This window comes from Nonomuraea maheshkhaliensis, assembly GCF_039529435.1.
Lineage (GTDB): Bacteria > Actinomycetota > Actinomycetes > Streptosporangiales > Streptosporangiaceae > Nonomuraea > Nonomuraea maheshkhaliensis.
The window spans coordinates 1-23,255 of record NZ_BAAAMU010000074.1; the positions used below are offsets into that span (position 1 = coordinate 1).

The 23,255-nt window shown below is 71.3% G+C and carries 27 protein-coding genes; 6 read left to right on the forward strand and 21 right to left on the reverse strand.

Annotation, left to right across the window (positions count from 1 at the left end; translation table 11 throughout):
* The 4 genes from ABFX54_RS36700 to ABFX54_RS36715 all read right to left on the reverse strand — a co-directional run.
* Positions 1-1,421, reverse strand: a 1,421-nt coding sequence (locus tag ABFX54_RS36700; protein WP_346111334.1) for a chromosome segregation SMC family protein, incomplete at its 3' end; no start/stop codon positions are given.
* Positions 1,422-1,585: 164 nt separating this feature from the next.
* Complete coding sequence (locus tag ABFX54_RS36705) at positions 1,586-1,780, reverse strand: hypothetical protein (protein ID WP_106249247.1); 195 nt, start codon at positions 1,778-1,780, stop codon at positions 1,586-1,588.
* 190 nt (positions 1,781-1,970) lie between these two features.
* Complete coding sequence (locus ABFX54_RS36710) at positions 1,971-2,258, reverse strand: acylphosphatase (protein WP_346111335.1); 288 nt, start codon at positions 2,256-2,258, stop codon at positions 1,971-1,973.
* 11 nt (positions 2,259-2,269) lie between these two features.
* Positions 2,270-3,196 (reverse strand): LysR family transcriptional regulator, encoded by a 927-nt coding sequence (locus ABFX54_RS36715; protein ID WP_346111336.1) that lies wholly within the window; start codon positions 3,194-3,196, stop codon positions 2,270-2,272.
* Positions 3,197-3,290: 94 nt separating this feature from the next.
* Between ABFX54_RS36715 and ABFX54_RS36720 the strand changes: the two genes are divergently transcribed.
* Positions 3,291-4,466 carry an MFS transporter gene (locus ABFX54_RS36720; protein ID WP_346111337.1) on the forward strand — a complete coding sequence of 392 codons (1,176 nt, stop codon included), beginning with the start codon at positions 3,291-3,293 and terminating at the stop codon, positions 4,464-4,466.
* On the opposite strand, the gene mutM is transcribed toward ABFX54_RS36720, so the two are convergent.
* The 8 genes from mutM to ABFX54_RS36760 form a co-directional block, all read right to left on the reverse strand.
* Positions 4,414-5,259: a bifunctional DNA-formamidopyrimidine glycosylase/DNA-(apurinic or apyrimidinic site) lyase gene (gene mutM, locus ABFX54_RS36725; protein ID WP_346111338.1), complete on the reverse strand. Its 846-nt coding sequence runs from the start codon at positions 5,257-5,259 to the stop codon at positions 4,414-4,416. The two genes, ABFX54_RS36720 and mutM, sit on opposite strands and share 53 nt — an antisense overlap.
* A 211-nt stretch (positions 5,260-5,470) precedes the next feature.
* Complete coding sequence (gene rnc, locus ABFX54_RS36730) at positions 5,471-6,190, reverse strand: ribonuclease III (RefSeq protein ID WP_346111383.1); 720 nt, start codon at positions 6,188-6,190, stop codon at positions 5,471-5,473.
* A gap of 287 nt (positions 6,191-6,477) precedes the next feature.
* The gene (gene rpmF, locus ABFX54_RS36735) at positions 6,478-6,657 is read right to left on the reverse strand and encodes a 50S ribosomal protein L32 (RefSeq protein ID WP_033409409.1); all 180 of its coding nucleotides are present in this window, start codon (positions 6,655-6,657) and stop codon (positions 6,478-6,480) included.
* A gap of 1 nt (position 6,658) precedes the next feature.
* Positions 6,659-7,210 carry a YceD family protein gene (locus ABFX54_RS36740; protein ID WP_346111339.1) on the reverse strand — a complete coding sequence of 184 codons (552 nt, stop codon included), beginning with the start codon at positions 7,208-7,210 and terminating at the stop codon, positions 6,659-6,661.
* Between the two features lie 72 nt (positions 7,211-7,282).
* Positions 7,283-7,759: a pantetheine-phosphate adenylyltransferase gene (gene coaD, locus ABFX54_RS36745; protein WP_346111340.1), complete on the reverse strand. Its 477-nt coding sequence runs from the start codon at positions 7,757-7,759 to the stop codon at positions 7,283-7,285.
* 14 nt (positions 7,760-7,773) lie between these two features.
* Positions 7,774-8,340 carry a 16S rRNA (guanine(966)-N(2))-methyltransferase RsmD gene (rsmD, locus tag ABFX54_RS36750; protein WP_346111341.1) on the reverse strand — a complete coding sequence of 189 codons (567 nt, stop codon included), beginning with the start codon at positions 8,338-8,340 and terminating at the stop codon, positions 7,774-7,776.
* A 538-nt stretch (positions 8,341-8,878) separates the two neighbouring features.
* Positions 8,879-11,059, reverse strand: a complete 2,181-nt coding sequence (recG, locus tag ABFX54_RS36755) for an ATP-dependent DNA helicase RecG (RefSeq protein ID WP_346111342.1) — start codon at positions 11,057-11,059, stop codon at positions 8,879-8,881.
* 79 nt (positions 11,060-11,138) lie between these two features.
* Entirely contained in the window at positions 11,139-12,683 is a 1,545-nt protein-coding gene (locus tag ABFX54_RS36760) for a DAK2 domain-containing protein (protein ID WP_346111343.1), read from the reverse strand.
* Positions 12,684-12,881: 198 nt separating this feature from the next.
* Here ABFX54_RS36760 and rpmB point away from each other — a divergent pair, with 198 nt between their 5' ends.
* Positions 12,882-13,067 carry a 50S ribosomal protein L28 gene (gene rpmB, locus ABFX54_RS36765; protein ID WP_049556934.1) on the forward strand — a complete coding sequence of 62 codons (186 nt, stop codon included), beginning with the start codon at positions 12,882-12,884 and terminating at the stop codon, positions 13,065-13,067.
* A gap of 392 nt (positions 13,068-13,459) precedes the next feature.
* Here rpmB and thiD read toward each other — a convergent pair whose 3' ends face one another.
* From thiD to ABFX54_RS36780, 3 genes are all read right to left on the reverse strand, one after another.
* Positions 13,460-14,266 (reverse strand): bifunctional hydroxymethylpyrimidine kinase/phosphomethylpyrimidine kinase, encoded by an 807-nt coding sequence (thiD, locus tag ABFX54_RS36770; protein ID WP_346111344.1) that lies wholly within the window; start codon positions 14,264-14,266, stop codon positions 13,460-13,462.
* An 8-nt stretch (positions 14,267-14,274) separates the two neighbouring features.
* On the reverse strand, positions 14,275-16,269 hold the full coding sequence (locus ABFX54_RS36775) for a hypothetical protein (protein WP_346111345.1): 1,995 nt from the start codon (positions 16,267-16,269) through the stop codon (positions 14,275-14,277).
* A gap of 125 nt (positions 16,270-16,394) precedes the next feature.
* Positions 16,395-17,363 carry a thiamine-phosphate kinase gene (locus ABFX54_RS36780; protein ID WP_346111346.1) on the reverse strand — a complete coding sequence of 323 codons (969 nt, stop codon included), beginning with the start codon at positions 17,361-17,363 and terminating at the stop codon, positions 16,395-16,397.
* A 47-nt stretch (positions 17,364-17,410) separates the two neighbouring features.
* On the opposite strand from ABFX54_RS36780, the gene ABFX54_RS36785 reads away from it, so the two are divergent.
* Both ABFX54_RS36785 and ABFX54_RS36790 read left to right on the forward strand, forming a co-directional pair.
* Entirely contained in the window at positions 17,411-17,644 is a 234-nt protein-coding gene (locus ABFX54_RS36785) for an Lrp/AsnC family transcriptional regulator (protein WP_106249262.1), read from the forward strand.
* 13 nt (positions 17,645-17,657) lie between these two features.
* Entirely contained in the window at positions 17,658-18,086 is a 429-nt protein-coding gene (locus tag ABFX54_RS36790) for a DUF3515 family protein (RefSeq protein ID WP_346111347.1), read from the forward strand.
* Positions 18,087-18,104: 18 nt separating this feature from the next.
* Here the strand turns inward: ABFX54_RS36790 and ABFX54_RS36795 are convergent, their stop codons facing one another.
* From ABFX54_RS36795 to ABFX54_RS36805, 3 genes are all read right to left on the reverse strand, one after another.
* Complete coding sequence (locus ABFX54_RS36795; RefSeq protein ID WP_346111348.1) at positions 18,105-19,199, reverse strand: D-alanine--D-alanine ligase family protein; 1,095 nt, start codon at positions 19,197-19,199, stop codon at positions 18,105-18,107.
* 65 nt (positions 19,200-19,264) lie between these two features.
* Complete coding sequence (locus tag ABFX54_RS36800; RefSeq protein WP_346111349.1) at positions 19,265-20,275, reverse strand: NAD(P)H-dependent glycerol-3-phosphate dehydrogenase; 1,011 nt, start codon at positions 20,273-20,275, stop codon at positions 19,265-19,267.
* 4 nt (positions 20,276-20,279) lie between these two features.
* Positions 20,280-20,990 carry a lysophospholipid acyltransferase family protein gene (locus ABFX54_RS36805; RefSeq protein ID WP_346111350.1) on the reverse strand — a complete coding sequence of 237 codons (711 nt, stop codon included), beginning with the start codon at positions 20,988-20,990 and terminating at the stop codon, positions 20,280-20,282.
* A 79-nt stretch (positions 20,991-21,069) separates the two neighbouring features.
* Between ABFX54_RS36805 and cofC the strand changes: the two genes are divergently transcribed.
* Complete coding sequence (gene cofC, locus ABFX54_RS36810; protein ID WP_346111351.1) at positions 21,070-21,729, forward strand: 2-phospho-L-lactate guanylyltransferase; 660 nt, start codon at positions 21,070-21,072, stop codon at positions 21,727-21,729.
* A 52-nt stretch (positions 21,730-21,781) separates the two neighbouring features.
* On the forward strand, positions 21,782-21,988 hold the full coding sequence (locus ABFX54_RS36815; RefSeq protein ID WP_106249272.1) for a hypothetical protein: 207 nt from the start codon (positions 21,782-21,784) through the stop codon (positions 21,986-21,988).
* A 52-nt stretch (positions 21,989-22,040) separates the two neighbouring features.
* On the opposite strand, the gene ABFX54_RS36820 is transcribed toward ABFX54_RS36815, so the two are convergent.
* From ABFX54_RS36820 to leuD, 3 genes are all read right to left on the reverse strand, one after another.
* Entirely contained in the window at positions 22,041-22,340 is a 300-nt protein-coding gene (locus ABFX54_RS36820) for an HU family DNA-binding protein (protein WP_346111352.1), read from the reverse strand.
* A 99-nt stretch (positions 22,341-22,439) separates the two neighbouring features.
* A complete protein-coding gene (locus ABFX54_RS36825) occupies positions 22,440-22,679 on the reverse strand; it encodes an SCO5555 family protein (protein WP_346111353.1) in 240 nt (79 codons plus the stop codon).
* Entirely contained in the window at positions 22,658-23,245 is a 588-nt protein-coding gene (leuD, locus tag ABFX54_RS36830; RefSeq protein WP_346111354.1) for a 3-isopropylmalate dehydratase small subunit, read from the reverse strand. Before leuD ends, ABFX54_RS36825 begins: the two co-directional genes overlap by 22 nt.
* Positions 23,246-23,255: the final 10 nt, after the last annotated feature.

Consider the following 23,255-nt stretch of genomic DNA (forward strand, 5'->3'; position numbering starts at 1 on the left):
GCCTCCTCCGCCGCCGCCCTGGCCTCGTCGGCCACCGCCTTGGCCTCCTCGACGGCGGCCTGCGCGGCGGCCAGCTCTTCGGCCAGCGCGGGATCGGTGGCCGGCTCGTCGATCCGCTGGGCCTCCAGGTCTTCTCTGGCCTGCCGCTCGCGCCGGGTCGCGTCGGCCACGGCCTGCCGCAGGCGTCCGATCTCCTCTTCGGCTGCGCGGCCTCTGCTGCGTACGGAATCGACCTGGCCGCGCAGCTTGGCCAGGCCCTCGCGGCGGTCGGGGGGGGCCCTGGCGGCCAGCGCGAGCCGCCGCTCCTCCTCGCCCAGCTCCGCCTCGGCCTCGGCCCGCCGCTGCACGGCGTCGTCCAGCAGCTCCTGGGCCTGCTCCAGCTCGGCCCGCAGGATCAGCTCGCGCTCGCGCACCTCGGCGGCCTCGCGCTCCAGGTCTTCTGGGTCGCGGCCGCGGCGCTCGATGGCGGCGGCGTCGAGCGCGTGGCGGTGGCGTTCTGAGGCGAGCTGCTCCAGGCCGGTGATGCGCTCGCGCAGGGAGGAGAGCCTGAAGTAGGTCTCCTGCGCGGCGGCCAGCCGGGGCTGGGTCTCGGCCTCGGCGGCCTCAAGGGCGGCCTCGCGCTGCTGCCCCTCGGCCAGCTCGGCCTCGACCTGCTGCCGCCTGGCCGTGATCGCGGCCTCGTCGGCGGCCTCGCGCTCCAGCGTGGCACGCAGGATGCACACGTCGTCGGCCAGCAACCGCAGCCGGGCGTCACGCAGGTCGGCCTGGATGACGGCGGCCTTGCGGGCGATCTCCGCCTGGCGGCCCAGCGGCTTGAGCTGGCGGCGCAGCTCGGTGGCGAGGTCTTGAACGCGGGTCAGGTTGGCCTGCATGGCGTCGAGCTTCCGTAGCGCCTTCTCCTTGCGCTTGCGGTGCTTGAGCACGCCGGCGGCCTCTTCGATGAACGCGCGCCGGTCTTCCGGGCCCGCGTGCAGCACGGCGTCGAGCTGGCCCTGCCCCACGATCACGTGCATCTCGCGGCCGATGCCGGAGTCGGACAGCAGCTCCTGGATGTCGAGCAGGCGGCAGGTGTCACCGTTGATCGCGTATTCGCTCTGCCCGGACCTGAACATCAGCCGGCTGATCGTGACCTCGGTGTAGTCGATCGGCAGCGCGCCGTCGGTGTTGTCGATGGTCAGCGTGACCTCGGCGCGGCCGAGCGGCGGCCGGGACGAGGTGCCGGCGAAGATCACGTCTTCCATCTTGCCGCCGCGCAGCGACTTGGCGCTGTGTTCGCCCATGACCCAGGCCAGGGCGTCGACCACGTTGGACTTGCCCGAGCCGTTGGGGCCCACGACGCATGTGATGCCGGGCTCGAAGCGCAGGGCGGTCGCGGAGGCGAAGGACTTGAAGCCGCGCAGGGTGAGGGTCTTGAGATACAAGCGCGACCCCCTTCCCCTGAAACGGACTGCGGAAAAGCCTACTGGTCCGCGCCGCCCGGCGGCGGCAACTGCTTATGTACCGCGTTTGACCAGGGCTTTGGCATTCGGGGAAAATAACAAGGGACGCCTCTGTGAGACGTCCCTGGGTTGCGCTCCGATCACTCTCAGGTGAGTGCCGGCTCGCGCTCCTGCATACGGCTTATCGCCTCGTCGCGGGTTTGCGCCGCAAGAGCGTCATTGGTGGCCTGAAGTCGGATGAGTTCTGCCTCCAGATCCCGGATACGCTGCTGCAGGCGGCGCATTTCCGAGACCATCCGAGGGTCAGGACCGCCGACGTGGCCGAGTAGAGCCTTCGCCATGGTAAAGGGTCCTCCACGCTGAGTGACCAGACTGGTTCGCGCACTTCTATTCCGCGGGAGGGGTGCGCGTGGTACCTAACAAGAGTCGCACCGGCAGTGTGGGCGGTCAAGTCGAACCAACCGCTGAGCCCTACTGATGGGCACTCCCGACATACAACTATACCCTATTTGGGGCGTTTGACAAAAGCGGCTACCGCTCGACAAACCCGCCCAAACTACCTCGGGGTTCGCTCCATCGTTCCACTACTCCATCCACTCTTCCCGGCGTGTCGCAACTTCTCAGCAGCTCCAGCAGCTTGACGCACGCCTCGCGTGATCCCTCCGCGACCACCTCCACGCGGCCGTCGTCGGTGTTGCGGGCCCACCCCACGAGATCGAGCTCCAGCGCCCGCGCCCGCGTCCACCAGCGGAAGCCCACGCCCTGGACGCGGCCACGCACCCAGGCGGTCAGCCGGACGTCTCCCTCGCCTTCAGCCATCTCGTCCCCCTTCACGCCACCAGGACCCGGTCACCGGTCCCCTGCCCCGGGGCCCGTTCCGCAGCCAACTGCGCCGCCGCGTCACTGAAAGCCCTGACGGCCGCGCTTTCCGCGTTCTTCACCCAGGCCAGACCGAAGATCGACGCGGGCAGCCCCGTGACGGGCACGAAACTGACGTCGGCGCGCTGGTGCTGCATGGCCGTGGGCGCGCAGAACAGCATGCCGCCCCGGCCGAGCGCCACCTGTGTCAGGCCCTCCTGGGTGGTGGTCACCCTACCGGCGCGGGGAATCGGACGTCCGGAAGGGGTCACGGAGGGTGCCACCCGCTCGTGCCATGAGCGCGGGGCCGGGCCGTCCAGCCCGATCAGCGGCACGGACGCCAGCTCCTCCGCCGCGATACCGGCCCGCCCCGCGAGCGGGTGCCGGGTGGACAGGCCGAGCGTGTAGCCGACCCGGTTCAGCTCCCTGCCACCGGCCAGGTCGGGCTCGTCCAGGGGCAGCAGCGTGAACGTGACGTCCACCTGCCCGGCCCGCAGCCGGCCGAAGGGGTCGGACAGCGGGACCTCGACCAGCTCGACCGCGCAACCCGGGTTGCGCCGCTCGAAGGCGCGCACGCTGCCCGTCACGACGTCGGTCGGCGTGGCCAGGAACCCGACCCTGAGCACGCCCGTCACCTCCCTGGCGGCCGTCCTGGCCCGGTTCACGGCGCCGGCCAGGCCGTCGTAGGCGGGGCGCAGGTCGGCCAGGAAACGCTCGCCGAGCGGGGTCAGCCGCACTCTCCTGCTCGTCCGGTCGAACAGCCTTCCGCCGATCCTGCTCTCCAGGGAGCGCATGAGCTGGCTCACCCTTCCCGGCGACAGATAAAGGCGCTCGGCCGTACGCGCGAAGTGCAGCTCCTCGCTGAGCACGAGAAAGCACTCCAGCTCCCTGAACTCCATCCCCACACCTCCGGCGGATCGTTGAGCCTGGTTAAAGGAAGCCTTCGGCATTCGTCATTGTTCCCGCCCGCGGCCCGGCCGGAGGCTGGGCGGCATGACGACGATTGACGTTTCCGGCGCCGTACGCGCGCGCTGGCCCGCCGTGACCTCCGTCGCGATGGGCACCTTCACCATCGTGAGCAGCGAGATGCTGCCCGTCGGCCTGCTCACCTCGATCGCCTCCGACCTCGGGGTGTCCACGGGCACGGCCGGGCTGACGATGTCGCTCACCGGCCTCGTCGCCGCGGTCGCCGCGCCCGTGCTGGCGCTGGCCGCGCGGGAGATCGACCGCAGGACGATCCTGCTCGGGCTGATGGCGGTGCTGGCGGTGGCGGACCTGGCCGGCGCGCTGGCGCAGAACCACCTGGTCATGCTGGCCGCCAGGGTGCTGACCGGAGTGAGCATCGGCGGGTTCTGGGCCTTCGCGGCCGGGCTCGGGACTCGGCTGGTCCCCGAGCGGTCCGTCGGGCGGGCCACGTCGATCATCCTGTCCGGCGTGTCGGTGGCCTCGGTGCTCGGGGTGCCCGCGGCGACGTTCGTCTCGTCGTTCGCGGGGTGGCGCATCGCGTTCGCCGCCGCCGGGGTGCTGGCGCTCGGCCTTCTCGTGCTGCTGGCGGTGACGCTGCCGCCCTTGCGGCCCCCGGCCGGGTCCGCGGACGCGGCGGCGCGGGAGAAGCGCCTCTCGTGGCTCTCAGGGCCGCTGAACGTCGTGCTGCTGCTGACCGCGCTGACCGTCTCCGGCCACTTCGCCGCCTACACCTACGTCCGCCCGTTCCTCGAACACGTCTCGCTCGCCGGCGCCGCCTTCATCGGCGCCGCACTCCTCCTGTACGGCGCCGCCGGCGTGGCGGGCAACTTCGCCGCCGGGGCCCGCGCGGCCAGGAACCCCAGGGCCACGCTGATCGTGCTGACCGGCCTCATGACGCTGTCGATGGCGGCGCTGGCGCTGACCGCCCTGCCGCCCCTGGTGGCGCTCGTGGCGTGGGGCCTCGGCTACGGCGGCGTCGGCGTCACCCTGCAACTGTGGATCATGCGCGAAGGCGGGGGCGAGCTCGGCACGGCGCTCTTCGTCGGCTCCTTCAACGTCTCCATCGCGCTCGGCTCGTTCGCCGGCGGCCGGATCGCGGACGGGCTGCCGATCTCCGCCGTCATGTGGGCCGGAGCCGGGCTCACGCTGGTCAGTGCGATCGTCGCTGGCATCTGGGGCAGGAGTAGGACGAGCGGTTCATGAACGCCTCACGCCTGATGGCGCTGCCGCAGCGGGAGCAGGGCTGGTCGCGGCGGCCGTACACCTCCAGCGAGCGCTCGAAGTATCCGCTCTCGCCGTTGACGTTGACGTACAGGCTGTCGAACGAGGTGCCGCCCTGCAGCAGCGCCGCGCCCATGACCGTGCGCACGGCGGTGAGCAGCTCGGCCACCTTGGGGCGGGTGAGCGTGTTCGCCGGGCGGGCCCAGTGGAGTTTCGCGATCCAGAGTGCCTCGTCGGCGTAGATGTTGCCCACGCCGCTGATCAGGGACTGGTCGAGCAGGGCCCGCTTGATCTCGGTCTTCTTCGTCCTCAGTCTGCGGGTGAACTCGGCCTCGTCGAACACCGCCTCGAACGGGTCGGGCGCGATGTGGGAGATCGGCTCGGGCACGTCGCCGGCCATCGGGGCGAGCATGACGTGGCCGAACGTGCGCTGATCGACGAAGCGCAGGTCGGGGCCGCCGTCCTCGAAGCGCACGCGTACCCGCAGATGCTTCTCCGGCGCCGTGTCGCCGTCCACCACGAGCAGCTGGCCGCTCATCCCCAGGTGGGCCATGAGCGCCTCGTCCGCGCCCGACAGCGGGAGCCACAGGTATTTGCCGCGGCGCTCGGCGGACATGAGCACGCGGCCCTTGAGCCGGGCGGCGAACTCGTCGGCGCCGGGCACGTGGCGGCGGATCGCGCGGGGGTGGAGCACCTCGGCGCCGGCGATCTCACGCCCGGTCACCCATTGCGCGAGGCCGCGCCTGACGACCTCGACCTCCGGCAGCTCAGGCACTTCCGACCTCGCCCTCTGGACGCTGGGGCAACCTAGCTCTCACCTTCAGGACAACATCCGGGAGCTCCAGAACCATCCTCCAGAGCTCCGCTCCGCGCTGATCCGGCAGCCGTTCCCGGCCCGCGGGACGCCCGCATCTCGTCGGCCGGCGTCCGGCCTTCCGGCCCGTCGATCGCCGCCGTCCGGCGTGGCGGGCCGGTCGGTCGGGGGGTCAGCCGGCGGGCTGGCTCTCGCGCTGCTCGCGGCGGGCCCTGATGCGGGTCCAGGCCGCCTCGGCCGCCTGCTGCTCGGCCTCCTTCTTGCTGCGCCCGTTGCCCGAGCCATAGGACTCGCCGCCGACCCGCACCATCGCCGTGAACGACTTGGCGTGGTCGGGGCCGCTCTCCTCGACGTGGTATTCGGGCACGCCGAGCGCCTCGGAGGCGGTCAGCTCCTGCAGCGAGGTCTTCCAGTCGAGCCCGGCGCCGAGCGAGGCCGAGCGCACGATCAGCGGGTCGAACAGCAGGTGGACCACCCGGAACGCCTCGTCGAGCCCCTTGTCGACGTAGATCGCGCCGATCAGCGCCTCAAGGGTGTCGGCCAGGATGGACGACTTGTCGCGCCCGCCCGTGCCCTCCTCGCCCCTGCCGAGCCGCAGGAACCGGCCCAGGCCGAGCCCTCTGGCCACGTCGGCCAGCGCGCGCATGTTGACCACCGCGGCGCGGAGTTTGGCCAGCTGCCCCTCGGGCAGGTCGGGGTGGTTGCGGTAGAGGGTGTCGGTGACCACCAGGCCCAGCACCGAGTCGCCCAGGAACTCCAGGCGCTCGTTGGTGGGCAGGCCACCGTTCTCGTACGCGTAGGAGCGGTGCGTCAGCGCCCGCTCCAGGATGTCGTGGCCGAGACCGACAGAAAGGACCCGCTCCAGCTCTTCTCTGGCGACCTCGACGGCCACCGGCTTAGGACCTGCGCCCACGTGTTTCCTCCTCGGACATCTTCACACGGCGCGTCGGCTGCGCATGATGCCCGAAAACGTGGTGGGCGTCGGGGTACCGGGCATAGCCCCGGCGTCCACCACGGCCGCGGGCGAACCGCCGCACACATCTAAGAGACGGTAACGCCGACCGAGGCACTTTGGCACCCGGTCGGCATCACGTCAACTGCTGGAGCGGAACCTCCGGCGCCGGCCACCGTCGCGCGCTGGGCGGAACGGCGACCCGGCGATCGGGCCGCGTCAGCGGATCAGGCGGACGGCTCGATGACCTGACGACGGTTGTAGGTGCCGCAGGTGGGGCACGCGATGTGCGGCTGCTTGGGCGAACGGCACTGCGGGCAGCTCACCAGGGCGACAGCAGTCGTCTTCCACTGGGAGCGACGGGCGCGGGTGTTGCTCCGCGACATCTTTCGCTTCGGGACGGCCACGTCACTTCTCCTGATCGTTATCTTTGTCGGAAATCAGACCTTGCAACGACGCCCAGCGGGCGTCGATCTTCTCGTGCCGGTGATCGTCGCCGGCCTCGGCCAGCTTGATCCCACACTCCGGGCAGAGCCCCTGGCAGTCGTCACCGCAGACGGGGCTCAGCGGCAGTGCGAGCACCACCGCGTCGCGGAACGTCGGCTCGAGGTCGAACAGCTCACCGTCGAGCAGTGAGTCGTCCTCCGAGGCGTCCTCGTCGGAGTAGAAGAACAGCTCCTGCAAGCCGACCTCGATCTCCGAGGAGACCGGGTCGAGGCACCGCGCGCACTCCCCGGCGAGCGGGGAATGCGCCGTGCCCGAGACGAGCACGCCTTCCATCACTGCTTCGAGCCGGAGGTCCAGCTCGACATCGGCGTCTTTGGGGACACCGATCATGTCGACGCCGAGATCCGCCGGTGCCGGGAGAGTCAGAGTCATCTGCCTCATCGTGCCCGGCCGCTTTCCCAGGTCATGAGTGGAGATCACCCAAGGGGAGCGGGGGTCGAGGTGCTGAGTCATCCTGCTCTCGCTAGGCATGGCGACAAGGATCGCCGTCGTACAAGGCCGAAATGAAAGGATAGCAGCTCGCGCTCAGCCCCTGAGCCGCTCGATGAGCAGGGTGTGCACCAGGTCCGGCACGAGACCGGAGACGTCGCCGCCGTATCGGGCGATCTCCTTCACCCGCGAGGACGACAGGAACGAGTATTCGGGGTTGGTGGGCATGAACAGCGTCTCCACTCCCGACAGGCGGTAGTTGAGCTGCGCCATCTGCAGCTCGTAGTCGAAGTCGCTGACCACTCTGATGCCCTTGACGATGGCGGGGATGTCGTTCTGTCTGCAGAAATCGACCAGCAGGCCATGGAATTTCCGCACTTTGACGTTCGGGTACTCCTTGGTCACGGTCTGCAGGATCTCGATGCGTTCGTCAACCGTGAACAGGCTGCTCTTCTCGACGTTGATGAGGACTGCCACGGTCACCTCGTCGTACAGCCGCGCCGAGCGGCCGATGATGTCGAGATGACCATTGGTGATGGGGTCGAACGACCCCGGGCAGACTACGCGGCGCAAGACGCCTCCCAGGTCTACGGGTTCCCGGCGGCGCGACCGTACCAAACGGATGCTTCGCCATAACGACGGACCCTCTCCTCAACGTACCCTTCAGGCCACATGAGGGGCTTTCCCCTGGTTTCCCTCTCGAACGCCACCAAAGCCTCATCTGCCAACCAATCGTTGTCGCGCAGCAGCTCCAGCACCTTCTGGACGTCGTCGCCGGAGACCGCGTACGGCGGATCGGCGAACACGATGTCGTACGGCCCGTCGGCCGGCTTCGCCAGCAGCCGCTCCACCTTGTCCGCCACCACCCGGGCGCCCGCGAGCCCCAGCGTCCCGACGTTGGCCCTGATCGTCCGGACCGCCTTCGGATCCGACTCCACCAGCACCGCCTCCGCCGCGCCCCGCGACAGCGTCTCCAGCCCGACCGCGCCCGAACCGGCGTACAGGTCGAGCACACGGGCGCCCCGCAGCCCGCGCAGGGAATCGAGCGTCAAGAGGATCCCTTCCCGCGCCCTGTCACTGGTAGGCCTCGTGCCGCGCCCCGGCGGCACGGCCAGACGCCGCCCACCCGCCGTGCCTGCGATGATCCGCGTCATGTGACCCATTGTTCCGCATGTTCGCGCAGGTCAAGAGTGGACAAGTGTCTGCCTCGGATACGCAAGGATGATTCACATCGGCCGGACGGGCACGCATGATGAGTTCTGCGGCCTTCAAGGTGACCCACATGAAGGCCGACCGGCGTGATCGTGAGCCCTTCCGCACGCCGGTTCCCTCGGCACCTGACCCGAGGGTGGGCCCAGCCGGGGACGGCATTCGGGGGGAGGCCGTCCCCGCGGCTGGGCATCACGTCATCACTCCCAACGGCACTACCGTCATCCTTTACGGCGGTGCCGTGGCTTTCCACCCACCGCACTCCGGCTGAGGGCCCTCCAGGAAACGGCCTCTGACCCTTCACCGGCCGACCGCCGTAACGCGAGCCCGACTTGACCGGTCAGGTGGTCGAAAAGCGCGACCGGCGACGTCGTCGAGAGCGTGATCGGCCGCGCGGTCAAGAGAGCGGCCCGGCACATCGTCCCGATACGACCCGCCACATCGGCGAAAGTGCGGCCGATTGGCCCGTCGTGCGCCAGTCCGTCAGGTCTTTTCCAAGTACTCCGCTCGTTCGTCTGCCAGGAGTCGGTCGATCTCCGATCTCAAGCCCGTGTGCCGTTCGAGCTGTGGGTCGTCCGCGAGCAGGGCCGCGGCCTCGTCTCTGGCGGTGGCGATCACGTCCTCGTCCCTCAGCAGTTGGAGCAGCTTCAGCGACGAGCGCTTGCCCGACTGCGCCGCGCCCAGCACGTCGCCCTCGCGCCGCTGTTCCAGGTCGACCCGTGACAGCTCGAACCCGTCGAGCGTGGCCGCCACCGCGTCCAGCCGGGCCCTGGCGGGAGTGCCCTCGGGGAAGTCGGAGACCAGGAGGCAGAGGCCGGGCAGGCCGCCCCGGCCGACTCGGCCTCTGAGCTGGTGGAGCTGGGAGACGCCGAACCGGTCGGCGTCCATGATGATCATGACGGAGGAGTTGGGGACGTCGACCCCGACCTCGATCACCGTCGTCGCCACCAGGACGTCGAGCTCGCCCCGCGTGAACGAGCGCATGACGGCGTCCTTCTCCTCCGGCGGCAGCTTGCCGTGCAAAGTGCCGACCCGCAGGTCGTGAAAGGGGCCCTCGGTCAGCAGCTCGGCCACGTCGAGGACCGCGAGCGGCGGCCGGCGGTCGTCGCCGCCGTTCGACGCCGCGGCCAGGTCGCCCTCGTCGCCCTCCAGGTCGCCGATGCGCGGGCAGACGATGTAGGCCTGCCGGCCGAGGCCCACCTCCTCCCTGACCCGCTGCCAGGTCCGTTCGAGGTAGTGGGGCTTCTCGGCGGCGGGGACCACGTGGGTGGTGATGGGGGCGCGGCCCGACGGCAGCTGCGACAGCGTCGAGACCTCCAGGTCGCCGAAGACCGTCATGGCGACCGTGCGCGGGATCGGCGTCGCGGTCATCACCAGGACGTGCGGCCGGCCGCCGCCCGCCTTCTCGCGCAGCGCGTCGCGCTGCTCCACCCCGAACCGGTGCTGCTCGTCCACCACGACCAGCCCCAGGTCGGCGAACTGCACGTGCTCCTGCAGCAGCGCGTGGGTGCCCACGACGATGCCGGCCGTGCCCGAGGCCGCGTCGAGCAGCGCCGAGCGGCGGGCGGCGGCGCCCATCGAGCCGGTCAGCAACGTGACCGCCGTGCCCCCGAACATGCCGCCCTGCGCGAGGTCGCCGAGCATGGCGGTGATCGACCGGTGGTGCTGCTGGGCCAGCACCTCGGTGGGCGCGAGCAGCGCGGCCTGGCCGCCGGCGTCGACCACCTGGAGCATCGCCCGCAGCGCGACCACCGTCTTGCCCGCGCCGACCTCGCCCTGCAGCAGCCGGTGCATCGGATGTTCGAGGGCCAGGTCGGCGGCGATCTCCGCGCCGACCCGTTCCTGCCCCTCGGTCAGCGCGAACGGCAGCCGCGCGTCGAAGTCGGCGAGCAGCCCGTCGGGACGCCCTGGACGCGGCTTCGCGGGCCACGCGGTGGCGGCCTGGCGGCGCTGGAGCAGCACGGCCTGCAGCACGAACGCCTCGTCGAACTTCAGCCGCTTACGCGCCCGGCCCACGTCGGCCATGGTCTTCGGCCGGTGCACGGCCACCAGCGCCTCCGCGAGGTCCTGGAGCCCGTGGCGGGCCCGCAGCGCGGCGGGCAGCGGATCGTCGAGGGGGCCGAGCGTGTCGAGCACGATGCCGATCGCGCGCCTGATCGCCCACGGCGTCAGGTCCTTGCCCGCCGGGTAGATCGGCACCGGCGCCGACGCGAACTCCTCGGCGCTCGCCTCGCTCTCCTCGAACAGCTCGAACTCCGGGTGGGCGAGCTGCCAGCGCGGACTCGTCCGCGACCCGAACAGCCCCACCTTGCCGGCGAACATCCCGCGCCGCCCCGGTTTGAGCCGCGACTCGGCCACGTGGGAGCCCTTGCCGAAGAACGACAGGTAGATCTTGTTGCGGTTGCCGTCGACGACCTCGACCTCCAGCCAGGTGCCGCCGCGGTTGCGCATGGGCTTGCGCATCAGCCGGCTCACCTCGCCCACCACGGTGACGTGCTCGTCCACCTCCAGCGCGTCGAGCGAGGTCAGCTCGCCGCGCTCGGCGTAGCGCCGGGGGTAGTGGCGCAGCAGGTCGCCGACCGTCTCAAGGTCGAGCACGCTGTGCAGCAGCTTGGCGGTCTTCGGGTCGAGCGCCTTCGTCAGAGGCTCGTCGAAACGGCTCACGGCAATAAGTTCTACCGCCTGCGGCCGACAGGAACCCCGGCGACGCTCACTCCACTCCGATGCAGGAGCGGGCAGACCCTCACTCCACGCCGATCAGCACGGGGTAGCCGCCCTGCTCGCCGTCGTACACGACCAGATCCACACCGGGCCGCGTACGTCCGAGATGCTCCTCCACCAGGCCCGCCAGGTCCTGCGGCGCCCGCTCCCCCGTGACGAGCGTGACCAGTTCGCCCCCGCCCGCGACCATCCGGTCCACCACCGTCACGGCCACGTCCGCGACCGAGTCGCCGATCACCGCCACGTCCCCGTCGATCATGCCGAGCACGTCGCCCGGACGGCACACCCCGGCGCTGGTGAACGCCTCCCTGTCCGCCACCGTCACATGTCCGTACCTCGTGTGCCCGGCCGCGTCCGTCATCGCCACCACGTCGTCGTCGAAGCGGCGCAGCGGGTCGTGCACGGCCAGCGCCGCCAGGCCCTGCACGGTCGCCTTCGTGGGCAGCACGCTGACCACCACGCCGTCCTCGCGAGCGATCTCCGCCGCCGCGGCGGCGACCGCGCGTACACCCTCGTCGTTCGGCAGCACCGCGACCTCGGCGCCCGCCTGCCTGATCGCCGCCAGCAGGGCGGGCAGCGTGGGACGGGTGCCGGGCGTGCGGCGCACCACGACCGCGCCGCACTCCTCGAACAGCGCCGCGATCCCGTCGCCCGCGGCGACCGCCACGACGCCCCTGCCCGCGCCGCCGGTGTGCGTGCTCTCGGCCAGGTACGTGATCCTGATCCGGTGCGGCCGGCCCGCGCGGATGCCCGCCTCGACCGCGGGCCCGGCCTCGACCACGTGGACGTGCACGTTCCACAGCCCCTCGCCGCCGACCACGACCAGCGAGTCGCCCATGGCGTCGAGCTCCGCCCGCAGCCCGGCCACCGCGCCGTCCTCGGCGTCCAGCAGGTACATCACCTCGTAGCCCGCCCCGACCTCGGTCATCGGCGACACGCGCAGGGTGGGGGCGGGCACCTCGTAGCGGTCGGCGTGGGAGCCGGTGATCACGGCGGCCAGCGTCTCCAGGACGATCGCCGCCCCCGCGCCGCCCGCGTCCACGACGCCACTGCGGGCCAGCACGTCGAGCTGACCAGGGGTACGGCGCAGCGCGGCCCGCGCCTCGCCCGCCGCCTGCCGAGCCACCTCGGGCAGGTCGCCGTCCACCCCCTGCACGGCCAGCGCCGCCGACTCCAGCACGCTCAGCACCGTGCCCTCGACCGGCCTGGCGACCGCCTCCCTGGCCAGTACGGCGGCCCTGAGCAGCCCGGCACGCAGGTCCTCGCCGTCCTTCAGCACCTCGGCGAGGCCGCGTAACGCCTGGCTGACGATCACGCCCGAGTTGCCGCGCGCCCCCACCAGAGCTCCGTACGAGAGCGTCTGCCACACGACGGCCGCGTCCACGTCCTCGGGCAGCGACTCGACGGCCTCGGCCGCGGACAGCAGGGTCAGGTGCAGATTGGTGCCGGTGTCGCCGTCGGCCACCGGGAACACGTTGAGCGCGTCGATCTCCGACCTGGCGTGGCCGAGCGCGTCGGCGGCCAGGCGGGCCCAGCGGCGCACCGCGGGCGGGTCGAGGATCTTCATGTGCGTCCTGCGACCTCCGCCCATGCGCTACCGTTGTGCGAGGAGGATATCGCCGCCCTGACCCGATCCAGATGCTCTGGTTCGCGCTCATAGTGCGCATCAGATATTCTCGACTGGCTGGCCGGTTGTCCCGGCATGCCCTCCGCCCGGAAAGCATCAGCGGACAGGGCTATATCGACTGTTTTAAGGAGCGATACCGTGGCTTCCGTCTGCGATGTCTGCCGCAAGGGGCCGACCTTCGGCAACAACGTGTCCCACTCTCACCGCCGCACCCGCCGTCGTTGGAACCCCAACATCCAGACGGTCCGCGCGGTCATCGGCGGCACGCCGAAGAAGCTGAACGTGTGCACCTCGTGCATCAAGGCGGGCAAGGTCACCCGCTAGTTCTCACTTCCACGAAGGCCCGCCTCCCCTGGGGAGCAGCGGGCCTTCGTCATACCCACCCCCCGGCGCCACCTCCGCCCCCGGCCCTCACCTCGGCACCCCAGCTCTTGGCACCGCTGCCCCTCGGCGCCACCGATTCTCGGCACCGCCGACCCTTCACGCCACCAGTCCTCGGCACCACACCATCGGTCCTCGGCGCCGCCGACCCTGGGCGTCGCCACTCCTCCCCGGCGACCGGGCGAAGGCGCGGGCTGACGGGCACCGCGAGGACCGCAGAGGGCGCACATCGGCGCATGACCGCGTGGGCGGCCCCACAGCGTGCGCAGCCGTGCCGTACGGATGACGCTTGCCCGGTGGGCCGCCGTGCCCCGTAGACGGCCGTACGGCGTGGGTCAGGGGCGCCACTGCCAGGCGTGGTCCACTGGGCCGATGCCCTCGCCCAGCGGGAAGCCGTGGGCGATCGCGCCCGTCACGTACTCCTTGGCCCGGCCCACCGCGGCCGGCACGTCGTCGCCCAGGGCGAGGCGGGAGGCGATGGCGGAGGCCAGGGTGCAGCCGGTGCCGTGGGTGTGGCGGTTGTCGAGGCGGTCGGCGGTGAAGCGGTACTCGGAGGTGCCGTCCGTGAGCAGGTCCACCGGAGGCCCGGGCAGGTGGCCGCCCTTGATCAGCGCCCAGGTGGGCCCCAGTTCCAGCACGGCGTCCGCGGCCCGCCGAAGCCCGTCCTCGTCCTCCACCTTGACGGAGGTGAGCTGCTCCACCTCCCACAGGTTGGGCGTCACCACGGTGGCGACGGGCAGCAGCCGGGTGCGCAGCGTCTCGACGGCCTCGGGCACGAGCAGCGTGTCGCCGTGCTTGGACACCCCGACGGGATCGACGATCACGGGCGCGGAGCAGGAGGCGAGCACGCCGGCGACCGTCTCGACGAGCGCGGGCGAGGCCAGCATGCCGGTCTTCACCGCCTGGGCGCCGATGTCACCCAGCACGGAGTCGAGCTGCGCGCGTACGGCCTCGGGCGGCAGCTCCCAGTAGCCCTGGACGCCCAGGGAGTTCTGGGCCGTGACCGCGGTGATGACGCTCATGCCGTGGACGCCCATGGCCAGCATGGTCTTCAGGTCGGCCTGGATGCCCGCGCCGCCGCCGGAGTCGGAGCCGGCGACGGTCAGCACACGGGGAGGGATCGAAACCGTCATGTCCCCCATCCAACCATTCAGCTGACGGCGCACTCTCCTTCGACCATGCCGCAGTTCTGCGCCTTGGAGCCCCTGCCGGTGGCCGTGAACGACACCTCGACCGAGTCACCGGCCGCCAGCGAGCCCGACACGTCCAGGATCAGCAGGTCGCCGTCCTGCGACCACTCGGCGCCGTCCACGTCCACGACCCTGCCGTCCACGGGCACGGAGACCGTGGGGTTCTGCAGCGTACGCGCGGAGTCGTTGGACACCGTCATCCTGGCCTTGTAGGTGGTCAGGCGCTGCTGGATGGTCTGCTTGACGTTGACGGAGCCGGCGTTCGACGGCTGCTCGAACGTCCCGGGGTCGCCCGTGCCGGGCGATTCCGGCGTGCCGACGCCGGTCCCGGCGTCGGTGTCCTCCAGGGGCGCGGGGTCCTCGGTGGGCGCCTCCGACACGGTCTCCTCGACCGGCGGTTCATCGTCCAGCGGCTCCTCCGTGGGCTCCGCCGTCTTCTTCACCTTGGACTTGGTGGGCGTCGGCGTGGGGGTCGCGGTCCTGCGCGGCGCCCTGGCGCTGTAGGTGGCCGTCGGCTTGGGGGTGTCGGCGGGCTCGGTCTCCTCGGCCTCCTCCGTCGGCTCCTCCTCAGGCGCCGGCTCGGCGTCCTCCTCATCGGCGGGCTCGGAGACGGCGGGCCCAGGCTGTCCTGTCGTCTGTACGGCGGCGCAGGTCACGCCCTCGCACTTGGCCGGATCGCCCGAGCTCATGAACTTCACGCCCGCCACGGTGCCGCCGAGCACCACGGCCACGGCGGCGACGGAGAGCAGGGCCACGCGGCCCTTGCCGGCGCCTCCCGGCGCGGCGGCCAGCATGTCGTCATCGCCGCCACCTCCGCCACGGCCCGACCTGCGCCGGCCACGACGGCCTCTGGGCTCCTCGTCCGGCGTGTCGGAGTCGCTCGACCAGCCGGAGCCCAGGAAGCCGGTCTCGGCGTCGGCCCAGGCGGGGGCGTTGTGCACGGCGGTCGGCGCACCGGCCACCTTGATGTCGCCCGGCTCGGGCGGAGCGGCGAAGCCGGCGCCGGGCGGGCCGTCGAACCTGGCGGTGCGGTTCGCGTCGTCCCCGTCATAGGAGTCGAAGGGGTCACGGGGGTCACGGGGGTCACGGGGGTCACGGTCGCCGGGGCCGCCGAACGGCCCTCCGCGCTCGTCACGCCCGTCGAACGGGCCCTGCTGGTCGAACGGCCCCTGCTGGTCGAAGGGACCGGGCTGACCGGGAGCGCCGGGCCGGTCGAACGGTCCCGGCTGGCCGAAGACGTCCGGCTGGTCGAAGGGACCGGGCTGACCGGAGGGACCCTGCTGACCGGGCTGACCGGAGGAGCCGGGCGGGCTGAAGACGTCCGGCTGGTCGAAAGGTCCGGGTCCGCCCTGCTGGGGGCCGCCGAAGAAGGCCGTCTGCCCGGGGTCCTGGGCGTCGCGGCCGGGCATCCCGCCCTGGCCGCCGCCGAACACCGAGGTCTGGTCGGGACCGTTGAACGGCCCCTGCCGGTCGAACCCGCCGGGTCCGCCGGCCTCGCCCCGCCGGCCGAAGGGCCCGTCGCCGGGCTCGTCGAAGGGGCCTCTGCCCGGCCCCGCCTGATCGGCGGCGCCGTCGAAGAAGCCGCCTGGACGATCCACGGGCGGGTTCCAGTCGGACGGACGGGTGAACGCGCCCGTCGTCTCGAACGGCCCTGAGTCGTCCCTGGAGGACGGCGGCGGGAAGGCGCCCGCGGGGTCGTCGGCCGGTGGAAAGCCGCTGGCGGAGTCGGTGGGCACCGCGAAGGCTCCGGTGGTCTCGAACGGCTCCGACTGCGGAGCGCGCGGAGCCGGCCCGTCGGTGCGCCGGGGCATGGGTGCCCACTGGCCCGTCACCTCGGGCTGGTCCGGCAGGGACGGCCAGCCTGGCGCGTCGCCCTGCTCGTCAGGACCCCAGAATGCGCTGCCGTTCCCCCGTTCTTCCCCGTCGTCGGATCCACCTGTGCCGTGGCGGCCCATGGCTGCCCTTTCTGCCGGTTACAGTGGCCGCCAATCTTCATAACACCTTTGATACGCCGTTGTCACAGCAATCCCGCTAGTCGTACCCCAAAACAGGAAAACTTCACGTAAATCGGGACAAGTCATCACCGAAAGTGATCCCACCCGCGGCGGCCGATTTCGCGCCCATACACCATGACGCCCTCACCTTCGACCACCCGCCCCACCACCCGAAACTCGGGCGGCAGCCGTACGTCAGGGGGAAAGACCGCAGCGAGGGCGTGATCTTCGCCACCCGTGAGCACCCATTCGAGCGGATCGGCCCCCAGCTCCTTGGCCGCCGCCAGCACCGGCTCCGCCACCGTGAACTCCCGCGGATCGAGCTCGATCCGCACCCCGCCCGCCTCGGCCACGTGCCCGAGATCCTGCAGCAGGCCGTCGCTCACGTCCAGCATCGCGCTCGCGCCCAGCTCGGCCGCCATGGGCCCCATCGCGTACGGAGGAAGCGGCCGCCGATGCCCGGCCACGACCTCGGCGAGCAGCGGCGTCTCCACCGGCACGCCCGCCTCCAGCAGCGCCCAGCCCGCGGCGGCGTAGCCGAGCCGGCCCGCCACCGCCACCACGTGCCCCGGCCTGGCCCCTGAACGCAGCACGGGGGCCCGCCCGGCCAGGTCGCCCAGCGCGGTCACCCCGATGACGACCAGGTCGCAGCGGGTCACGTCACCGCCGGCCACGCTCGCCCCGACCGTCGCGCACTCGTCGCCGAGCCCGTCGGTCAGCTCGTCCAGCCAGCTCAGCGGCAGGTCGGCGGGCACGCCCAGGCCGACCACGATGGCCGTCGGCGTCGCGCCCATGGCGGCCACGTCGGCCAGGTTCTGGGCGGCGGCCTTGCGGCCCACGTCGTAACCGCCGGACCAGTCGCGGCGGAAGTGCCTGCCCTCCAGCAGCAGGTCCGTGGAGACCACGACCCGCCCGTCGGGCGCGCCGACGAGAGCGGCGTCGTCACCCGGCCCGAGCATTACCGCCGCGCTTTGGGGCAGACGTCCGGTAATACGATTTACCACACCGAATTCGCCGAGATCTCCGACTGTGATGACGCACCTCCTGACGCACACAGGGTACGGTGGCCCTTCGGCGTGATCGAATCGCCCGGGAGGACGTGATGGTGCAGGCCTACATCCTTATCCAGACCGAGGTCGGCAAAGCCGCCGCCGTGGCCCGCGAGATCTCCGGCATTCCGGGGGTCACCCAAGCGGAGGACGTCACGGGGCCTTATGACGTGATCGTGCGCGCGGAGGCCAACAACGTCGACGAACTGGGCAAGCTCGTCGTCGCCCAGATTCAGGCGGTCGAGGGCATCACGCGTACTCTTACGTGCCCGATCGTCCATATCTGAAGGTAGTCCTCGCATGCGTGCCGCCGCCGTTCTGATCGTTCTCCTGGCACTCGCCGGTTGCGGCGGCACCGTGCGGGTCGAGCCGCCCGCCCCGCAGGGCGAGGCGGCCGCGGCCTGCGCCAAGCTGGCCCCCCTGCTGCCCGCGACACTCGACGGCGAGGAGCGTGGATCCTCCACGCCCGAGTCTCCGTACGTGGCCGTCTGGGGTACCGGCGTCATCGCGCTGCGCTGCGGCGTGCCCAGGCCCGCCAGGATGGCGCCCACCGACCGGCTCCAGGAGGTCGGCGGCGTGGGCTGGTTCGCCGATCCCGACAAGCCCGCGCTGTTCACGGCGGTGACCGACCTCGCCTACGTGGAGGTCACGGTCGGCGGCGAGCACGTCGCCGCCGAGGTGCTGGCCGACCTGTCGAAGCCGATCGCCCAGATCGCGTCAGAGGCCTGACGAACGCGCAGGCCCGGCTCATCTCAGGCCGGGCGAGCGCGAGAGCGCCAGCTGGATCAGCCGGTCGACCAGGGCCGGGTACGACAGCCCCGAGGCCGCCCAGAGCTGCGGCGCCACCGACAGCGACGTGAACCCGGGCATGGTGTTGATCTCGTTGAAGATCACCTGGCCCTCGGGCGTGTAGAAGAAGTCGACCCGCGCCAGCCCCTCGCAGTCGAGCGCCTCGAACGCGCGCACGGCCATCGCCCGCAGCTCCTCGGCCGTCTCCTGCGGGATGTCGGCGGGCACCGTGAGCGACATCTGGTCGGGGTAGTACTTCGCCTCGAAGTCGAAGAAGTCCTGGCCACCCTCGACCCGCACCTCGCCGGGCATCGACGCGGTGGCCGGCTCGTCGCCCAGCGACTGCAGCACCGCGCACTCGATCTCGCGGCCGACGATCGCGGCCTCGATGATCACCTTGGGGTCGTGCCGCCTGGCCTCCTCCACGGCCGCCTCCAGCTCGGCCCGGTCGGAGGCCTTGGAGATGCCCTGGGACGAGCCCGCCCTGGCCGGCTTGACGAAGACCGGGTAACCCAGCTCCTCGGCCTCCTTGAGCACGCACTCACGCCCGAGCCGCCAGTCACGGTCGCGTACGACGACGTAACGGCCGGTCGGCAGGCCCGCCGCGGCCATCACGGTCTTCATGTGGGCCTTGTCCATGCCCACCGCGCTGGCCAGCACGCCGGAGCCGACGTAACGGACGCCGGCCATCTCCAGCAGCCCCTGGATCGTGCCGTCCTCGGCGAACGGGCCGTGCATCACGGGGAACACCACGTCGACCGTGCCGAGCTCCACCGGGATGCTGCCGGGGTCGTAGGCGACCAGCGAGTTGTCGCCCGAGGGCAGCGCCAGCGCCGCGCCCGAGGTGTCGACGACCGGCAGCTCGCCCGACTCGATGGCGAACCGCTGGTCGGAGGCTGCCAGCACCCACCTGCCGTCCTGGGCGATCCCGATGGGGATCACTTCGTACTTGGTCCTGTCGATCGCATCCAGCACGCTGCCCGCTCCCATCAGGGAAACGGCGTGCTCGGAATTGCGGCCTCCGAAAACGACGGCGACGCGTGGCTTGCTCATGGTGTCCGAATCTACCGGGGGTGTCCCTGTCACAGCGAGTCGAGCACGCCGTAATCAGGTGTTTCTCACAAGCCGTACCGCTCGGGCTTGGGGGAACGGGACATCAGCAGCGTGCCCGCCTCGGCGGGCGACATGCCGTCGTGGACGACCCCGACGACCACCTCGGTGATCGGCATCTCGACGTCGTGCTTCCTGGCCAGTTCGAGCACCGACTCGCAGGACTTCACGCCCTCGGCGGTCTGCTTGGTCGCGGCGACGACCTCGGCCAGCGTCATGCCCCGGCCCAGGTTCTCCCCGAACGTACGGTTGCGCGACAGCGGGGACGTGCAGGTGGCCACCAGGTCGCCCATGCCCGCGAGCCCCGCGAACGTGTGGGCGTCGGCCCCGAGCGCCGCGCCCAGGCGGGAGATCTCGGCCAGCCCTCGAGTGATGAGCATCGCGCTGACGTTGTCGCCCATGCCCATGCCGGCGGAGACGCCCACGGCCAGCGCGATGACGTTCTTCACCGCGCCGCCGAGCTCGACCCCGATCACGTCGGGGTTGGTGTAGGGGCGGAACCACGGCGGCAGGTGGCAGATGGCCTGGAGCCGCGCGGCTACCTGCTCGTCGGTGCAGGCCACCACGGTGGCGGCGGGCTGGCGCTGGGCGATCTCCCTGGCCAGGTTGGGCCCCGAGACGACCGCGACGCGTTCCTGCGGCCACTCGGCGACCTCGTGGATCACCTCGCTCATGCGCTTGGTCGTGCCGAGCTCGATGCCCTTCATCAGGCTCACCAGCACCGCGCCGGACGGGATGTGGGCGCGCCAGGCGGCCAGGTTGGGCCGCAGGCTCTGGGCCGGCACGGTGAGCACCACGAAGTCGGCCCCCGCCAGCGCCCGCTCGGGGTCGGTCGTGGCCCGCAGCGCGGCGGGGAGCGGGATGCCGGGCAGGTAGTCGGGGTTGACGTGGTCGCGGTCGATGGCCTCGGTCACCTCGGCCCTGCGCCCCCACATCGTGACCTCGTTGCCGGCCTCCGTGAGGATCATCGCGAACGTGGTGCCCCACGAACCCGTCCCGAAAACGGCCACCTTCGTCATGCCATCACCGTCCGGCGGGATCGTAGGGAGTCTCCGGCGCCTTCTCGCCGCGCAGCTCGGCGAGCTGCGCGGTGACCGCCGCCATGATGTCGGCCGTCGCCTCGCGCAGCACGTCGGCGTGCGGCGGGCGGCCGGCGTACCTCGACAGGTCCACCGGCGGCCCCACCGACACGCGGAACGTCTTGCGCGGGAACAGCCTGGGCTTCTTCTCCCCGTACGGCAGCAGCTCCTGCGCCCCCCAGTGGGCCACCGGGATGACCGTGGCGCCGCTCTCCAGCGCCAGCCGGGCGGCACCCGTCTTGCCCACCATGGGCCACAGGTCGGGATCGCGGGTGCACGTGCCCTCCGGGTAGAACAGGATCGCGCACCCGTCGGCCAGCCGCTCGGCCGAGATGCGCAGCGACTCGGCCGCCTCGCTGCTGCCCCTGGCCACCGGGATGGCGAGCAGGCTGCGCACCGCCCGCCCCAGGAAGAAGACCTTGAACAGGCCCGACTTGGCCAGGATCACCGGCCAGCGGCCGTTGTCGTAGAGGAAGTGCGACAGCAGGACGGGGTCGGCCCAGGACAGGTGGTTGGTCGCGATGATCACGCCGCCGGTCTTCGGGATGCGCTCGCCCCCGCGCCAGTCACGCTTGACCAGGAGCGTGGACAGCGGCTTCACCACGACTACTGCGAAGGTCTCCCAGAAACGCGATGGTCGCGTGGGGCGGCTCATGGTCTCCTCCAACACCTGCGGGATGCGCCCCAAGTCTCCCGGTTGGCCGGGCGGGATGTCGAGGCGCGATGCTTAGCCTATGAGCATCCGCTGGTCCCTGGTCATTCCGGTGAAGACGCTGGTCGCGGCGAAGACCCGGCTGGCCGCCGCGACGGGCCCGCACAGGACGCGGCTGGCGGTGGCCGTGGCGAGCGACACCGTCTCGGCGGCGCTCGCCTGCCCGCTGGTCGCGCGCGTGATCGTGGTCACGGCCGATCCGGCCGCCGCGGGGCCGCTCGACGCGCTCGGGGCCGACGTGGTGTCCGACCCCGACCGGGGGCTGAACACGGCGCTGCGCACGGGGGCCGCCCATGCCGTACGCCTGGCGCCGGACGACGCCGTGGGGGCGTTGCAGGCCGACCTTCCCGCGCTGCGCCCGGCCGAGCTGGCGCTGGCGCTGGAGGCGGCGGCCGAGTTCGACCAGTCGTTCGTGCCCGACGCGCTCGACGTCGGGACGACGTTCTACGGGGTGCGGCCGGGCCGGCCGTTCACGCCCAGGTTCGGCGGGGAGTCGCGGGCCAAGCACCTGGCCGGCGGGGCCAAGGAGCTGTGCGTGCCGGGGATCGACTCGGTCAGGCGTGACGTGGACACCCCCGACGACCTGCGCGCGGCCGTCCGGCTGGGGCTGGGGCGGCACACGGCGGCGGTCGTGGCCGACCTGTGGCCGGACCCGGGCCTCATCCCGTCGTCGCGCTCCTGAGCCTGCCTCGCACGTGCTCGTCGGATGGACGGCGAACGATTACGCTGGGCGGATGCAGGCGACCGTACGCACCTTCGACGAGACCACCCGCTCCGGCACGGTCTTCCTCGACGACGGCACCGTCCTTCCGTTCGGCGCCCCCGCCTTCGACGCGGGCCCGCTGCGTCTGCTCCGCTCCGGCCAGCGGGTCAATCTCGCGATGTCCGGCGGCGAGATCGGCTACATCACGCTGTCGACTTTCCCGGTGCCGGACGCCTAGAAAAAAGCGGACGCCCGGCCCGGCCGGCCCGGGCGTGCTGGTCCGCTCGCGTTTACTTCCTCTTGCCGATTTTCTTGCCGCCCGTGTTCACCAGCTCTTTGAAATCCGAGCCGGGACGGAACTTGGGCGCCCAGCTCTCGGCGACGTTGATTTCCGCGCCGGTCGACGGGTTACGCGCCGTGCGGGCGGGCTTGTTCACCATCTCGAACGCGCCGAAGCCCGTGATCGAGACCTTGTCGCCACTGGCCACAGCCTTCTGGATGGCGTCGATGACCGCGTTGACGGCCTCGGTGGCCGTCTTCCTGTCGCCCACCCGATCCGCGATGGCCTCGACGAGTTCTCGCTTGTTCATGAAAGTCCTGCTCCCCCAGTTACGGCTCGGGGTTCCAGCTCACGAGTTCGACGTAGAAACCCCTTACGGGCTCGAAAGTAGGCGGGATCGCGGGGGAACTCAATCACCCGGCGTGTTTTCTTCGTCTCGTGGCGTGTCGTACGCGTCGTCAAGGGAGGCCAGAAACGCTTCGAGGCGTACCGCGGCCCTTTCCGGATCTCGCTTCGCGACGTCGCATATCGCGAGATAACGGCGCGCGATCCGGTCCTTTTCCGCCGCGGGCAGCATGCGGACGCGGCGGTGCGCCTCGCGCAACCGCCGCGCCAGTTCGTCGTCTTCTAGACGGTCGTCGGCAGCCATGGCTGCCGACCATTCTCGTACGCCGCCACGTCCTCGGCGTGACGCAGGGTCAGCCCGATGTCGTCGAGCCCCTCCGTCAGCCGCCAGCGGGTGTAGTCGTCGATCTCGAACGCGACGACCTCGCCGGCCCAGCGCACCTGGCGTTCGCCCAGGTCGACGGTCACTTCCAGCTTCGGGTCCGCCTCGACGGCCGCCTGCAGCGCCTCGACCCGCTCGGCCGGCAGGACGACCGGCAGCAGGCCCATCTTGGTGGAGTTGTTGCGGAAGATGTCGCCGAAGCGGGCGGCGATCACGACGCGGAACCCGTACTGCTGCAGCGCCCACACCGCGTGCTCGCGGGAGGAGCCGGTGCCGAAGTCAGGGCCGGAGACCAGGATCGAGGCGCCCTCGTAGGAGGGGTCGTTGAGGACGAACGTCGGGTCCTCGCGCCAGGCGGCGAACAGGCCCTTCTCGAAACCGGTGCGGCTGACCTGCTTGAGCCAGACGGCCGGGATGATCTGGTCGGTGTCGACGTTGCTGCGGCGCAGCGGCACCGCCGTACCGGTGTGGGTGGTGAAGGCTTCCATCTGTCTGTCT

Bases quoted from the DNA above. Each gene is read 5' to 3' on its own strand.
- ABFX54_RS36705 (WP_106249247.1), bottom strand. From the start codon at position 1,780: ATGGCGAAGGCTCTACTCGGCCACGTCGGCGGTCCTGACCCTCGGATG.
- ABFX54_RS36710 (WP_346111335.1), bottom strand. From the start codon at position 2,258: ATGGCTGAAGGCGAGGGAGACGTCCGGCTGACCGCCTGGGTGCGTGGC.
- ABFX54_RS36715 (WP_346111336.1), bottom strand. From the start codon at position 3,196: ATGGAGTTCAGGGAGCTGGAGTGCTTTCTCGTGCTCAGCGAGGAGCTG.
- ABFX54_RS36720 (WP_346111337.1), top strand. From the start codon at position 3,291: ATGACGACGATTGACGTTTCCGGCGCCGTACGCGCGCGCTGGCCCGCC.
- ABFX54_RS36740 (WP_346111339.1), bottom strand. From the start codon at position 7,210: ATGACTCAGCACCTCGACCCCCGCTCCCCTTGGGTGATCTCCACTCAT.
- rsmD (WP_346111341.1), bottom strand. From the start codon at position 8,340: ATGACGCGGATCATCGCAGGCACGGCGGGTGGGCGGCGTCTGGCCGTG.
- ABFX54_RS36760 (WP_346111343.1), bottom strand. From the start codon at position 12,683: ATGAAGATCCTCGACCCGCCCGCGGTGCGCCGCTGGGCCCGCCTGGCC.
- thiD (WP_346111344.1), bottom strand. From the start codon at position 14,266: ATGGGGGACATGACGGTTTCGATCCCTCCCCGTGTGCTGACCGTCGCC.
- ABFX54_RS36775 (WP_346111345.1), bottom strand. From the start codon at position 16,269: ATGGGCCGCCACGGCACAGGTGGATCCGACGACGGGGAAGAACGGGGG.
- ABFX54_RS36785 (WP_106249262.1), top strand. From the start codon at position 17,411: ATGGTGCAGGCCTACATCCTTATCCAGACCGAGGTCGGCAAAGCCGCC.
- ABFX54_RS36790 (WP_346111347.1), top strand. From the start codon at position 17,658: ATGCGTGCCGCCGCCGTTCTGATCGTTCTCCTGGCACTCGCCGGTTGC.
- ABFX54_RS36795 (WP_346111348.1), bottom strand. From the start codon at position 19,199: ATGAGCAAGCCACGCGTCGCCGTCGTTTTCGGAGGCCGCAATTCCGAG.
- ABFX54_RS36800 (WP_346111349.1), bottom strand. From the start codon at position 20,275: ATGACGAAGGTGGCCGTTTTCGGGACGGGTTCGTGGGGCACCACGTTC.
- ABFX54_RS36805 (WP_346111350.1), bottom strand. From the start codon at position 20,990: ATGAGCCGCCCCACGCGACCATCGCGTTTCTGGGAGACCTTCGCAGTA.
- cofC (WP_346111351.1), top strand. From the start codon at position 21,070: ATGAGCATCCGCTGGTCCCTGGTCATTCCGGTGAAGACGCTGGTCGCG.
- ABFX54_RS36815 (WP_106249272.1), top strand. From the start codon at position 21,782: ATGCAGGCGACCGTACGCACCTTCGACGAGACCACCCGCTCCGGCACG.
- ABFX54_RS36820 (WP_346111352.1), bottom strand. From the start codon at position 22,340: ATGAACAAGCGAGAACTCGTCGAGGCCATCGCGGATCGGGTGGGCGAC.
- ABFX54_RS36825 (WP_346111353.1), bottom strand. From the start codon at position 22,679: ATGGCTGCCGACGACCGTCTAGAAGACGACGAACTGGCGCGGCGGTTG.
- leuD (WP_346111354.1), bottom strand. From the start codon at position 23,245: ATGGAAGCCTTCACCACCCACACCGGTACGGCGGTGCCGCTGCGCCGC.